This is a genomic window from Streptomyces sp. NPDC001508, from assembly GCF_040298665.1.
Lineage (GTDB): Bacteria > Actinomycetota > Actinomycetes > Streptomycetales > Streptomycetaceae > Streptomyces.
Window position 1 is genome coordinate 75,732 of sequence record NZ_JBEPAP010000036.1, and the last position, 13,368, is coordinate 89,099.

Consider the following 13,368-nt stretch of genomic DNA (forward strand, 5'->3'; position numbering starts at 1 on the left):
TCCCGGGGGAGCGGGCGGTCGTTGGGTCGGCCCGGTGCGGGGGCGGGGGCTCGGTCGTCCGTTTCGCGTTGGTCGTGCACTGCTTGCTCGACCGCCACGGCTCTGTTCCCGCCTCCGTCGGCATCGTCGGGTTGGGTGAGTGTGGTCCGCAGGGCGGAGGGACGAGTCAGACCAGCGGGGGAGCGGGGTGCCCCTGGGGGCTGATGCGGCGGGATGTGAGGGCGCCGGACCATGGGGATCCCCAGCGGAGGGAGACATGGTGGAGCGCGGGGACCGGATCGGGCGTACGGCGGCGTACGGGGCTGCGGCGGCCCTCGTGCCGTATCTGGTGATCAAGGTGTCATGGGTGGTCGGTTCGTTGCTGGGGCTGCTACCGGTCGGGCGGGGGTTCAGCCTGGGCGGGTGGCTGGTGCTCAACACCGTCACGATCGGTATGGCCGCGGCCGGGATCACGCTGGGGCTGGCGCTCGTACGGCCGTGGGGGATGCGGATCCCCGGTCGGCTGGTGGGATTCGTGGCCTGGGTCGGGTCGGGATTCCTGGTGTCGATCCTGCCGTTCGTGGCCGTCAGCGCGCTGGTGAACTCCGGGACAGGAGGTTCGGAAGGCTCAGACAACTCGGCGGGTGACGCGGCGATGCCGGGCTGGGAAGCGGTGTTGCTCCAGTGCAGCTTCGTGGGCACCGGGATCGCGCTGGCCATCGCGCTTCCCGCCTATCTGTGGCGGCGCTGGCCCCACGCGCTGCGCCGACCGGAGCGACCCGGCACCCGCACTTCCGCAGGATCGCTGTGGCCCGCCGTGACCGGCGCCGTGACCGGCCTGGCCTGGCTCTACTGGGCGGTCGGTGGCTCCCTGGGCATCGCGCACCGCGACGAGCGGCCGGCCGGCTGGCATGTGTTGGCCGGGGTCAGCGCGTGCTGGGCTCTCGCCGCGTCCGCCGCCGTACCGGCTCTCGTCCGGCGCCGGCCGACCCGGCTGCCGTATCCGTTCCTGCTGGCACTGGCGTGGCTGGGATCGGGCTCGATGTTCGCGTGGAGCGGCTGGAGGCTGCCGGCCACGGTGTACGTGGCGCTGGCGCACCCGAGCGACGTCAGCTACCCGGAGAACGTCGCGGTCGCCGTGGCGCTGCACGCCACGGCCGTGCTGACGGGCGCGGGCATCCTACGGGCGCTGGCCCGCGCCGCCCGTGGACCGGAAAGCGTGCCCGACAGCGCCGAGCAGCCAGCCGAGCGGGTGGGCCGTCACCCGTGAACCTGTGAAGCTGGCTGTTCAGGAGCCCATTCACCAGAAGCACCTGTGCTTGGCGTCGTTTACTGGACTGTCCGGGCATCGCGGGTAGGTGTCCGCGGTCGGCAGGGCCGGGCCGTCAGGAAGGCGGCCAGCTCCGCAGGGCCATGTCGGCCACCTGCTGCAAGTCGTCCCGCGTAGCGCCGCCGGCGGCTTGGACGGCGATGCCGTTCGCCACGGTCATGACGTACCCGACGGCACGACGGGAGGCGACAGGGTGTACGTCCGCGACCAGCGGACGAGGCAGACCAAGGGGATGGGGCAACTGCGCCCGCTCCAGCCCCCGGTGATCAGCGGTGACGGGGCATACGTCGCCTATCCGGTGCAGTGGATGAACGACGTACGGATTCGCCAGTATCAGGTGAGCACGGGAGCGACGGCTTCCCTCAACTGCTCGGCCTACAGCTGCAATCAGCCGTCGCTGAGCGCGGACGGCGGCTACGTCGCCCATGTCGTCCTCTCTCCGAGGCAACCGTCGTTCGGCCAGCGCATCGAGGTTCAGAACCGGGACACCGGCACCGACGAGACCGTCGCCGCCCTCGACCACACCCACTCCTCCAGGCCGTCCATCAGCGGTGACGGCCGCTATGTCGCCTACCAGGACGGCAGGGCGGAGGACGTCTTCGTGTGGGACCGGACCAGCGGCATCACCTCCGACCCGCTTGAGGGCCCGTCCGAGGGGGCGACACTCGTCCAGCTCAGCGAGGACGGCAGCAAGGTCGTCTACCTCTCGGGCACCGACACCTACGTCCACGACGTGGGCTCGGGCACCGCCCGACCTGTGCCGAACGCGCGGGGTGTGGCCATTGATCCCACCGGCCGCTATCTGCTGTACGCCCCGCACGACACGAACGGACCGTCGCTCACACTGCTCGACCTGGGGACGGGCACCGAGGAGATCGTCTCGAACCAGCCCGCCTCGGCCGGGACCGACGCGGTCAGCGTCGGCGGGCGCGACGTGGTCTTCCAGTCCACGGCCGACGACATCGTGCCCGGCGACACCAACGGCAGGTCGGACATCTTCGTCCCCCACTTCTACTGATCGCCGCGGCTGCCTCGGCACGGTCGCTCCCGTGTCGGCTCGCCGGTAGCCGTGATCGGCGGTTCGGGGCCGGTTGCTTCACGCGCCGACGCCTTCTTGCCTCGTACCTGGAGCGGGCAGGCGAGGTCGCTGCACAGACAGGTGCCTACGGAGCTGCCCTGCTGCCCAGCCCTGCCCTGCCCGCAGTTTGCCTAAAAGTATTAGGCAAATGCACAATGGGCCCAGCTGGACGGGAGGAAGGTTATGGTGAGAGTGGGGCTGACCCCGGAGCGTTTGACCCTGGCGGGCGCGGAACTGGCCGACGAGGTCGGTTTTGACCAGGTGACCGTCTCGGCGCTCGCCCGGCGGTTCGACGTCAAGGTCGCGAGTCTGTACTCGCACCTGAAGAACTCCCAGGAACTCAAGACCCGGATCGCCCTGTTCGCCTTGGCGGAACTCGCCGACCGGGTCGCCGATGCCCTGGCCGGGCGGGCCGGCCGGGACGCCCTGGCCGCTTTCGCGGACGCCTACCGCGACTACGCCCGGGAGCACCCCGGCCGCTACGCCGCCGCCCGCCTCCGGCTCGATCCCGAGACGGCGGCCGCCAGCGCCGGGGTGCGGCACGCGCAGATGACGCGGGCGATCCTGCGCGGCTACGACCTGACGGAGCCGGACCAGACGCACGCGGTCCGGATGCTGGGCAGCGTCTTCCACGGCTACGTCAGCCTTGAGCTGGCCGGAGGCTTCGAGCACAGCGCCCCCGACGCGCGGGAATCCTGGGTGTGGATCGTGGATTCCCTCGACGCTCTGCTGCGCAACCGCAGCACACCCTGACCGGCAGGCCCCCTGCACCGCGCCGGAGCCGGTACGCCGTGCCACGCGCCGGCACACCTGAACACACGGAAAACTGATCAACAGGCTGAGGCGATGAGCACCGAGCACGACACGATCACCACCCCTGTCACCGCGGACCTGCTGCGCGGGCACCTCGACGTGGAAGCGACCGCGCACGGTCTGCTGCCGCATCGGCTCCCGGCCCGTGCCCGCCGGCAGATCCCGGACAGCCAACTGGCCGTGGCCGAGGCCCAGCCGTCCGGCGTGCGGTTGGTCTTCCGTACCCGGGCCACCGTCATCGAACTGGACACACTGCCCACCAAGCGGGTGTACCGGGGTTTCCCGGCCCCCGCGGACGGCGTGTACGACCTGCTGGTCGACGGCCGTCTCACCGCCCAGGCCACGGTGGCCGGCGGCAATGTGCGCACGATCACCGACATGGTCACCCAGTCCTTCGAACTGTCCGAGGGCCCTTCCGGCACCGCCCGGTTCACCGGGCTGCCGGCGTGTGACAAGGATGTCGAGATCTGGCTCCCGCACACAGAGAGCACCGAGCTGATCGCCCTGCGCACCGATACCCCTGTAGAGCCGGCGCAGGACCGCGGCCGCAAGGTGTGGCTGCACCACGGCAGTTCCATCAGTCACGGCTCGAACGCCGCCCACCCGACCGCCACTTGGCCGGCCCTGGCAGCAGCCCAGGGCGGTGTGGAACTGGTCAACCTGGGGTTCAGCGGCAGCGCGCTGCTCGACCCGTTCACCGCCCGTGCCATGCGGGACACCCCCGCGGACATGATCAGCGTCAAGATCGGCATCAACATCGTCAACGCCGACTTGATGCGTCTGCGCGCCTTCACCCCCGCGGTCCACGGCTTCCTCGACACCCTCCGCGAGGGTCATCCGGCCACACCCGTACTGGTCGTGTCCGCCATCCTGTGCCCGGTCCAGGAGGACACCCCCGGCCCCCTCATGCCCGACTTCGACGGGGGCGGGCCGCGGTTCAGGGCGACGGGTGATCTGGCCGAACGCGCCATGGGGCGCCTGACGCTCAACGTCATCCGCGACGAACTCGCCCACCTCGTCGGACAGCGGGCGGCCGACGACCCGAACCTGCACTACCTCGACGGCCGTGACCTGTACGGCGAGCGGGAGTATGCCGCGTACCCGCTGCCCGACGGCGTCCACCCCGGCCCCGAGGGACACCTCCGCATCGCCGAGAACTTCGCACGGTACGCGTTCGTCCCCGGCGGCCCCTTCGCCGACTGAACCCTGCTGAGCGGGATCGGGGCGGCCCTTCGCCCTCCGCCGCCGCATCCGCGATCGGTTACGCCATCGAGCAGCCCGTCGGTATCGACATCAGCGAGATCGTCGTCCGGCCCCCCGTGCAAGCCTGACCGCGCCGACATCGCCGACGTCCATGAACGTCCGGCCCGCGACAGCCGTCCCCGTGTGTTTGTCAGCGCTTCTTGGCCAGCCACTCGGCCAGGACGGCGGCCTGGCTGTGCTCCACGTCCTTGGTGGCGGTCAGCAGCATGAGCTTGTCGTGGGCCGCCAGGTCCCGCAGATGCCCGGCTGCCTCACGGTGTCCGGCATCGCGTAGTTCTGCCAGGTAGCGGCGGCGGAACTCGGTGAAGCGGCTGGGTTCGTGGCCGTACCACTTGCGTAGTTCGCTGGACGGGGCGATGTCACGCAGCCACTCGTCCAGATGCGCTTCCTCCTTGCGCATGCCCCGCGGCCAGACCCGGTCGACCAGCACACGCTTGCCGTCCTTGGGCGAGGTCTCTTCATAGACTCGCCGATAGGTGATCTGTTCGGTCATGACAAAGCCCTCCCCATCGGGCCGCACGACGTATCCGTTCGACAGGTCCAGTTTAACGGTGACCGCCACGTCGGCCGCGGGAGCGGACCGCGGGCCGCTGCCCGGCTTCGGCACGCCGGACACACACGGCCGCGGCCCAACGACGCCGCCGACGCCCGGCCGGTACGGGTCACCGTGCCGGTGCGCTGCGCACCGCGCACCGTGTTTCACCTGCGCCCTCACACCCGTCGTGCTCCGAGGCCGGGGACGGTCAGGGATCGGCCCGGGAAGACCCTGACGCCCGGGCGGAGGCCCGTCGACAGCATGGCATGACCTCAACACGCTTGCTACGAAGGGCCGTTGCGGCACGTCGGGCGTGGTCGATGTCAGGACGACCGCGGAGGACGTGTTCCGCCGCCGCTTCGACCGCTGGGCGCCACAGGAGTGGGTGGCGACGACGCAGGGGGCCATCCGGGCACCGCCCGCGACGGTGAGGAGAACCAGATGGTTGCCCGGAGCGCCGACCCGGTCGCCCGCGACTCACCTCCTCCTTCGCCAGGACGGCGCCCTCGGCCGGCTGTTTGATCTCGATGACTGGGCGGCTCCCGTGGTCAGGCGGCGGCGTGCGGACCAGGCAGTTCTGCCGCCCGTTCCCACAGACCGGCGACCCGACGCTGCCGCTTGTGTGGGCGAAGAGCGCTCCGCAGTCCGGCGAAGGCCTGGTCCATGTGATGTGACCTGATGTGTGGATAGTGGTCGAGGAAGAGGTTCCAGTGCACACATGCCTGTTCCACATGGCCGCTCGCCAGGAGCATTTCCGCCAGGCGCGCCTGGGTCAGGGCGTGGCTTCTGCGGTGTGCCGGCGGCCGGTGCCGAAGACAGTCCTGGAGGGCTACGACGGCGTCGGCGTGCCGTCCGAGGTGCAGTAGCGCCTGGGCTCGCTGGTAGTCGAGACCTGCCCGGGGGTAGCCGGTGAAGGGTCCGGACGGACTCGTGGCCTGCCCGTGGCGGGTCTCGGCGTCGGTCAGATCCTTGAGGGCAAGACGCTGGTCGCCCCGGTGCGAGCGGGTCACCGCACGCTGGCTGAGCAGGAACGCCATGACGGCATGGCCCGCGTTCGTGCCCGCGGTGCGCACCGCGCCCTCGGCGAGTTCCGCCGCGTATGCGTGGTGGTGCCTCCGCAGGGCCTGTGTGCTCATGGCGCGCAGGGTGATCGCGTACAGGGTGCGATGGCCCGCCTTCCCGGCCAGTCCGAGTGCGGTGTGGAAGTAGCGCTGGGCCAGACCGGGATGGCCCGCGTCGTCGGTCATCTGGGCCAGCAGATGGGTCAGTTCGGCGCAGGCGGCCAGCAGGTCGCGGCGCACCGGTGTGCTGGCACTGGAGGCCAGGACGCGTCTCATGTCCGCTGCGAGACAGGCGGCCAGGGCCGATCGGCCGTGCGCACCGCCGCGATGCTCCGCTCGATCGGCGACAAGGTGCACCATCTGCTGAAGGACCTCCACATCGGCAGCCGTCGCACGCCGCCCTCGGGCGGGCGGACCGGTGCGCGGGAGCGACCAGTCGTGAAGGACGACCGTGGTCAAGGTGGAGACAGACCTCGTAAGGAAGGCACGCCGTAACGGGGCGGTGTCTGTATGAGCCATGTCGACCAGATACCGCACCGGTGAACTCTGCGCAATGCGAAGGGACCTGAACCGGTCGGCGTTGAGTAGACGCACAAGAGCGCCGGGTGGATCTTTCCCCTTGGATTCACAAGCGCGCAAGAGTGCCCACTGTGCCTGAAAGTTCCCGCTCCAGAGGCATGCTCAGTGCCTCCGTGAGGTGATTTGCTCAATGGCGCTGCCCCGCCCACAGGCAGCGAGCCTACGAAGCCTGACACGCGCGATCTGCAATCCCACCTGCCCTGACACATGTTCGGAGGACCCATGGCCAGGGGTTCGCTGGTGATCCTGCTGCGGCCGGCGCCGACGTGCGGAAGACGCCGGGGCGCCGCGACGCGGGGTGACCCCGGTTGGGGCCAGGGACAGCCCGCCCGCCGGGCCCTGGTCGCGCTCTCGTGAACGGACTGCCCCATCGCGTCGCACCATTCAGCCTGCGGAGGATCGCGCCATGACGATGCACCCGACACACTCTCCCGCCGTGTCGGCACGGGCCTCGGCCCTGACGGGCAACAGCCTGACCGAACTGCTGGTCATGGCCCGGGCCGGCGGCGCTGTCGACCTCGCGGTAGGCACCCCCGGCTACCCGGAGACCTCCGCGGGCATGATCGCGGAAGCCCACCAAGCCATGCTCGCGGGCCACAACCAGTACGAACACCCCGCGGGTATAGCCCTGTTGAGAGAGCGCATCGCCGACATGCTCGGTGACGGCGCGGATCCCGCGACCGAGATCACCGTCACCACGGGTGCCACCGAAGCGCTGCACGTCGCACTGCTCGCCACGGTGGATCCCGGTGACGAGGTCGTTCTGCTGTCACCCGGCTACGAGCAGATCACCGCGGGGGTCAATCTGGCGGGTGCCAGGCCACGGTTCGTGCCCCTGCACGCCCCGAACTGGCGGTTCCAGCCGGAGGACCTGGCGGCGGCGTTCAACGAGCGCACCCGTGCCATCGTTCTGAACACCCCTGGCAACCCCACCGGGCGGGTGCTGAGCCGCACGGAGCTGGAAGAGATCGCCGGCCTGTGCGAACGCTGGGACGTCAGCGTCATCTGCGACGAGGTCTACCGCGACTTCACCTTCGACGGGCGACGCCATGTCTCGGTCGCGGAGGTCCCCGGACTCGCCGAACGCGCCGTCGTCGTCGGCTCGCTGTCCAAGAGCCACGCCGTCAGCGGATGGCGTCTGGGATTCCTGCGGGCGGACCGAGAACGCACGGCCGTGCTTCGGCGCGTGCACGAGCTGACGACCAACGGCACCGCGACCCCGCTCCAGGTGGCCGCCGGGCGGGCGGCCCTCACCCCGGGACTGGCCGTGGTGACACGCGAGATGAACCGTCGGCGCGACGCGGCGCAGGAGATCTTCGGCGCCGTGGGCATGGAGTTCTCACCCGTCGAAGGCGGCTGTTTCTTGTTCGCGGACATCAGCCGCCTGACCGGAGGACGCCAGGACTGCGGGGCGTTCGTCCGCGACCTGCTGGACCGTGCCGGTGTCCTCATCGTCCCCGGGAGCCCGTTCTTCTCCGACCCCGGGCAGGGCGCGCAGTACGTCCGCATCGCGTTCAACCGGAAGATCGAGACGCTGCGCGAGGCCCAGCGTCGGATGGGGGACGTGTGATGCCCGCAGAGACCGCGGAGGGTGCCCCGGACCGCCCGGACCGCCCGGACCGCCTGGACCGCCTGGACCGCCCGGACCGCCCGGACCGCCGGGACCGGCAGTCGCAGCTCGGCCCCCTCCCTGCCTTCATGGCACACGGCACACAGGACGTCGCGCCCGTGGTGACACCGACCGGCGACACCATGTGGCTCGTTCGCTCCTACCCGCTGGGCCGCGGCGTGCTCTCCGACGAGAGGTTCAGCCGGGCCCACGCCGCCACGGCGCACGCGCCGAAGCTCAACGACGCACAGCCCGTCCCCGACTCCATGATGAGCATGGACGGTGCGGAACACACCAGGCTCCGCCGCGTCGTGGCCGGCGCCTTCACCACGCGCCGCGTGTCCGCGATGGCCCCGGACGTGGGACGGCTGGCCGATCAGTACCTCGACGCGCTGGCAGCAGCCGGGCCGGGGGCCGACCTGATCGAGCAGCTTGCCGCCCCGTTGCCGCTCGCCGTGCTGTGCTCGCTGCTGGGCGTCCCCCCGAAGGACGCCGGCCGGTTCCGGAATTGGGTCGAGGTCCTCTTCGACATCTCCGCGAGCACTCCCGGCGAGAAGTCCCGCCGCCGGCTCGAACTGGTGGACTACATGGAGGAGTTGATCGGACGCAAGCGGCAGCAGCCGCAGGACGACCTGATGACCACGCTGATCGAGGCCCACGACCGGGGCGTCCTGACGATGGGCGAACTGCTCACGCTGGGGCTCACACTGCTGATGGCCGGTTACGAGACCACGGTCGGCCAGATCGGTCTCACGGTTCACTCGCTGCTCTCGGCCCCCGGCACGCTCGCCGATGTGCGGCGCAACCCGCAGGCCCTCGCCTCGGCCATCGAGGAGACGCTGCGGCTGAACCCGGCGACACCGCTGAGCTTTCCCCGCGTGGCGGTGGAGCCGGTTCCGCTCGGCGACATCACCGTGCAGCCCGGAGAGGGCGTCATGGTCTCGCTGCTGCACGGCAACCGTGATGAAACGGTGTACGCAGAGCCCGAAGCCCTGTCGGCCGAGGGCCGCGATGCCGTCCACCTGACCTTCGGCCACGGCGTTCACCGATGCCTCGGCGCGTCCCTCGCCAGACTCCAGGTGCAGATCGTCCTCGAACGACTCCTCGGCCGCTTCCCCGCTCTGCGCCTGGCCACCGGACGCGACGCAGTGGTCTGGAAGGACGGTCTGGTCACCCGCGGCCTGGCACGGCTGCTGGTCGAGTGGTAGCCGTCCCGCGCCGGCTGCCCGTGCCCATACGACAACCCTGAACCGCGAGTGAGGTACCGCATGTCCGTGGAGACATCCGCAAGCCGAGCAGTTCCCGGCGGCGAACCGGTGGCCGTTGTCGGTCTGTCCTGCCGCCTTCCGGGCTCCGAGGACCCGGAAGCCTACTGGGCGTTGCTCGCGAACGGCGACGACGCCATCACCGACGCCCCGGCCGAGCGCCTTGCCGCGCCGACGGCGGGCGGGCCGCTCGGTGCCGCGGCTCGGGGCGGCTTCCTCACCGGGGTCGACCGCTTCGATGCGGAGTTCTTCGGCATCTCCCCGCGTGAGGCCGCCACGACGGACCCTCAGCAGCGGCTGATGCTGGAGCTCGGCTGGGAGGCGCTGGAACGGGCCGGGATCGTGCCGGCGTCCCTGCGCGGTGCCGACGTCGCCGTGTTCGTCGGATCGATGACAGGGGACTACGCCGACCTCGTCCACCACTCCGGCCCCGTCTCGGCGGCCACCCACCACTCGTTCACCGGCCTGTCGCGGAGCCTGATCGCCCAGCGCCTGTCGTATGTGCTGGGCCTGCGAGGTCCGAGCCTCACCGTCGACGCCGGCCAGGCTTCCTCGCTCGTGGCCGTCCACATGGCCTGTCAGACCCTGCGCACCGGAGAGGCCGACATCGCGCTCGCCGGCGGCGTCGAACTCCATCTCGCCCCCGAGAACGCCGCCGTCACCGAGAGGTTCGGCGGACTGTCACCCGACGGACGCTGCTTCACCTTCGATGCCCGCGCCAACGGATACGTACGGGGCGAGGGCGGCGCCGTGGTGGTGCTGAAGAGCCTGTCGAAGGCGTTGGCCGACGGTGACCGCGTTCACGCCGTGCTCATGGGCAGCGCGGTCAACAACGACGGCGGCGGGCCGGGACTGACCGTGCCGCACGAGCAGGCCCAGCGCGATGTGCTCCGGCTCGCCCACCACCGGGCGGGCACGGCCCCCCACGACGTGCAGTACGTCGAGCTGCACGGCACGGGCACCGCCGTCGGGGACCCGATCGAGGCCGCCGCCCTGGGTGCGGTGTACGGCACGGACCGGCCCGCGGACCGCCCGCTCCTGGTCGGCTCCGCGAAGACGAACGTGGGGCACCTCGGGGCGGCCGCCGGCATCACCGGACTGCTCAAAGTGGTCCTGGCCCTCACCCACGGCCGGCTTCCGCAGAGTCTGAACTACTCCGTGCCGAACCCGCTGATCCCGTTCGCGGAACTGAACCTGCGGGTACAGGACCGGCCGGCGGCCTGGCCCGCCGCGGACGGCGCCCGGCTGGCCGGCGTGTCGTCGTTCAGCGTCGGCGGCACCAACTGCCACATGATCGTCGCCGGTCCGCCGCCCACGCGGCAGCGCCCGCGCGGCGCCCAGGCCGCGCGGCCCGCCTTCCGCAGCCGACTGGTGCCGTGGCCCGTCTCCGGCCACACCCCCGCAGCCCTGCACGCCCAGGCGGACAGGCTGCTGCGACACCTCACGGAGCTGCCGTGGGAAGAGCGGCAGGCCGCCGGAACGGACGGTGCGCCGTGCACCGTGCGGGACATCGGGCGTTCCCTGGCCGTGTCCCGCACCGCCTTCCGCTACCGGTCCGTTCTTCTGGGCAGCGGTCTGGCCGATCTCAGCGAAGGGCTGCGCGGGATCGGTGCCACCCCGGACGCGCGGGCGCGGGTCGGCACGGCCCGGCCCCGTGACCGCGTCGTCTTCGTGTTCCCGGACCAGGCGACGGAGCTGCTTGCCGGGGCGGCCGGGCTGCTCGACGCCTCCGACGTGTTCCGGGCCAAGGTCAAGGCATGCTCCGAGGCCTTCGCCCCGTATACCGACTGGTCTTTGGAGGATGTGCTGCGCGGCGCCGGCGGGGCACCACCGCCGGACCGGGACGGCGTGGCGCAGCCCGCCCATTTCACCGTCATGGTCGCCCTCGCCGAAGTCTGGCGGTCCTTCGGCGTCGAACCGTCGGCCGTCGTCGGGCATGCGCAGGGCGAACCGGCCGCGGCCCATGTGTGCGGTGCCCTGTCCCTGGAAGACGCCGCTCGAATCGTCGCCCTGCGCAGCGGGGCCGCGCGCCCGGAGTTGCTTGCCGAGCCGGCTCCGATCGCTGCCCGGCCCGCCGCTGTCCCCTTCCACTCCACTGCGACGGGCCGGCCGGTCGACCCCGCCGACCTGGGCGCCGAGTACTGGTACCGCGACCCGGGCGAGCCCGTGGCCCTCGCCCCGGCCGTGCGAGCGCTCGCCGATCACGATGCCTTCGTCGAGATCGGCCTGTGCCCCCGGCTGACCGCGGCCATCCGGCAGACCCTGGCGGAGTCGCCGGGCTCGGACGCGGTGGTGGTGGCACCGCCGTGCGGCGACGACGACGGGCCGGAGAGCTTCCTCAGGTCGCTGGCCGAACTGCACACGAGCGGCGCCGCGGTCGACTGGCGCCCGGTGTTCTCTCCCGATGCCCCGCTGATCGACCTGCCCACCTACGCGTTCCAGCGCAGCCGCCACTGGGTGGGAGACGGTGTCCCGACGCGCGAGCCGGCAGCGGCGCAACAGCCCACACCGCCGCCGCACCTCGCCGAACAGGAGACGGCGCGGGCGGCGGCGGAGGCCGCGGAACCGGTTCCGGAGCCGGCCGGGCTGCTGGACCTCGTCCTCCGCGAGGCGGCCGTGGTCCTCGGCCACTCGTCGGACGGCGTCCTCGATGCCACGCTGCCCTTCAAGGACCTCGGGTTCGACTCCGTGACCACCGTGGAACTCTGCGATCGCCTGCACACGGCCACGGGCATGAGCCTCCCGGCGAGCCTCCCCTACGACTACCCCTCGCCGCACCGGCTGGCCGATCGCCTGGCCGTCCTGCTCGCGGCCGACGCCGCCGGTCCGGCCTCCGCCACGGTCTCCGTATCCGACGCGGAGCAGAGCGAGGCGGCACCGCAGGCCCCCGACGACGACCCGATCGTGATCGTCTCCATGGCATGCCGCTTCCCCGGTGGTGTGGGCTCGCCGGAGGACCTGTGGGACCTGGTGGCCGACGGAAGGGACGCCATATCGCCGTTCCCGGAGAACCGCGGGTGGCGCCTTGACCCCCCGGGCGGTGCGGACCACGCAGCGGACAGGCCGGCCTACGCCCGGGTGGGCGGTTTCCTGCACGACGCGGACCGGTTCGATGCCGAGTTCTTCGGGATCAGCCCGCGAGAGGCCCTGGCCATGGACCCGCAGCAGCGGGTCGTTCTCGAGACCGCGTGGGAAGCGCTTGAGCGCTCGGGAATCGACCCGGCCGGCCTGCGGGGGCAGAACGCGGGCGTTTTCATCGGGGCGACGGCCCAGGACTACGGACAGCGCCTGCACGAGGCGGACCAGGTGGCCGGAGGCCATCTGCTGACCGGTACCGCTCCGAGTGTGGTCTCGGGGCGGGTGTCGTACACGTTCGGTCTTGAGGGTCCCTCGGTGACGGTGGACACGGCGTGTTCCTCGTCGTTGGTGGCGGTGCACCTCGCGGCGCAGGCGCTGCGCGCGGGGGAGTGCGACATCGCGTTCGCCGGCGGTGTCACGGTCATGGCAGGACCGGGCATGTTCGTGGAATTCGGCCGTCAGCGGGCGTTGTCGGTGGACGGGCGGTGCAGGGCGTTCGCGGAGTCCGCGGACGGGACGGCGTGGGCGGAGGGTGTGGGTGTGCTGGTGTTGGAGCGGTTGTCGGTTGCGCGGGGTCGTGGGCATGAGGTGTGGGCGGTGGTGCGGGGTTCGGCGGTGAATCAGGACGGTGCGAGCAATGGGCTGACGGCGCCGAACGGTCCGTCGCAGGAGCGGGTGATCCATCGTGCGTTGGGGGTGGCGGGGTTGTCGGCGGGTGAGGTGGATGTGGTGGAGGCGCATGGGACGGGGACGCGGTTGGGGGATCCGATCGAGGCGC

The 13,368-nt window shown here is 71.3% G+C and carries 9 protein-coding genes and 1 pseudogene; 7 read left to right on the plus strand and 3 right to left on the minus strand.

Annotated elements, in window-relative coordinates; all coding sequences use genetic code 11:
- Positions 1-256: 256 nt before the first annotated feature.
- Positions 257-1,249: a hypothetical protein gene (locus ABT245_RS28045; RefSeq protein WP_351738389.1), complete on the plus strand. Its 993-nt coding sequence runs from the start codon at positions 257-259 to the stop codon at positions 1,247-1,249.
- A gap of 253 nt (positions 1,250-1,502) precedes the next feature.
- Positions 1,503-2,327 carry a TolB family protein gene (locus tag ABT245_RS28055; RefSeq protein WP_351738424.1) on the plus strand — a complete coding sequence of 275 codons (825 nt, stop codon included), beginning with the start codon at positions 1,503-1,505 and terminating at the stop codon, positions 2,325-2,327.
- Here the strand turns inward: ABT245_RS28055 and ABT245_RS28060 are convergent.
- Positions 2,321-2,494, minus strand: a pseudogene (locus tag ABT245_RS28060) (FBP domain-containing protein); the annotation flags it as partial. The gene ABT245_RS28055 and the pseudogene ABT245_RS28060 sit on opposite strands and share 7 nt — an antisense overlap.
- Positions 2,495-2,570: 76 nt before the next feature.
- On the opposite strand from ABT245_RS28060, the gene ABT245_RS28065 reads away from it, so the two are divergent.
- Complete coding sequence (locus ABT245_RS28065) at positions 2,571-3,140, plus strand: TetR/AcrR family transcriptional regulator (RefSeq protein WP_351738392.1); 570 nt, start codon at positions 2,571-2,573, stop codon at positions 3,138-3,140.
- A gap of 93 nt (positions 3,141-3,233) precedes the next feature.
- Positions 3,234-4,403, plus strand: a complete 1,170-nt coding sequence (locus ABT245_RS28070; protein ID WP_351738395.1) for an SGNH/GDSL hydrolase family protein — start codon at positions 3,234-3,236, stop codon at positions 4,401-4,403.
- Positions 4,404-4,593: 190 nt separating this feature from the next.
- On the opposite strand, the gene ABT245_RS28080 is transcribed toward ABT245_RS28070, so the two are convergent.
- Both ABT245_RS28080 and ABT245_RS28085 read right to left on the minus strand, forming a co-directional pair.
- Positions 4,594-4,956, minus strand: coding sequence for a DUF488 domain-containing protein (locus ABT245_RS28080; protein WP_351738398.1), 363 nt, complete (start codon positions 4,954-4,956; stop codon positions 4,594-4,596).
- A gap of 590 nt (positions 4,957-5,546) precedes the next feature.
- Complete coding sequence (locus ABT245_RS28085; RefSeq protein WP_502982205.1) at positions 5,547-6,653, minus strand: tetratricopeptide repeat protein; 1,107 nt, start codon at positions 6,651-6,653, stop codon at positions 5,547-5,549.
- 391 nt (positions 6,654-7,044) lie between these two features.
- Between ABT245_RS28085 and ABT245_RS28090 the strand changes: the two genes are divergently transcribed.
- From ABT245_RS28090 to ABT245_RS28100, 3 genes are all read left to right on the plus strand, one after another.
- A complete protein-coding gene (locus tag ABT245_RS28090) occupies positions 7,045-8,208 on the plus strand; it encodes a pyridoxal phosphate-dependent aminotransferase (RefSeq protein WP_351738404.1) in 1,164 nt (387 codons plus the stop codon).
- Positions 8,208-9,455, plus strand: coding sequence for a cytochrome P450 (locus ABT245_RS28095; RefSeq protein ID WP_351738407.1), 1,248 nt, complete (start codon positions 8,208-8,210; stop codon positions 9,453-9,455). Before ABT245_RS28090 ends, ABT245_RS28095 begins: the two co-directional genes overlap by 1 nt.
- A gap of 60 nt (positions 9,456-9,515) precedes the next feature.
- Positions 9,516-13,368 (plus strand): type I polyketide synthase (locus ABT245_RS28100; RefSeq protein WP_351738410.1); only part of this gene is annotated, 3,853 nt, incomplete at its 3' end.

Excerpts from the sequence above, each read along its gene's own strand:
- ABT245_RS28045 (WP_351738389.1), top strand. The coding sequence starts at position 257 with ATGGTGGAGCGCGGGGACCGGATCGGGCGTACGGCGGCGTACGGGGCT.
- ABT245_RS28065 (WP_351738392.1), top strand. The coding sequence starts at position 2,571 with ATGGTGAGAGTGGGGCTGACCCCGGAGCGTTTGACCCTGGCGGGCGCG.
- ABT245_RS28070 (WP_351738395.1), top strand. The coding sequence starts at position 3,234 with ATGAGCACCGAGCACGACACGATCACCACCCCTGTCACCGCGGACCTG.
- ABT245_RS28080 (WP_351738398.1), bottom strand. The coding sequence starts at position 4,956 with ATGACCGAACAGATCACCTATCGGCGAGTCTATGAAGAGACCTCGCCC.
- ABT245_RS28090 (WP_351738404.1), top strand. The coding sequence starts at position 7,045 with ATGACGATGCACCCGACACACTCTCCCGCCGTGTCGGCACGGGCCTCG.
- ABT245_RS28095 (WP_351738407.1), top strand. The coding sequence starts at position 8,208 with ATGCCCGCAGAGACCGCGGAGGGTGCCCCGGACCGCCCGGACCGCCCG.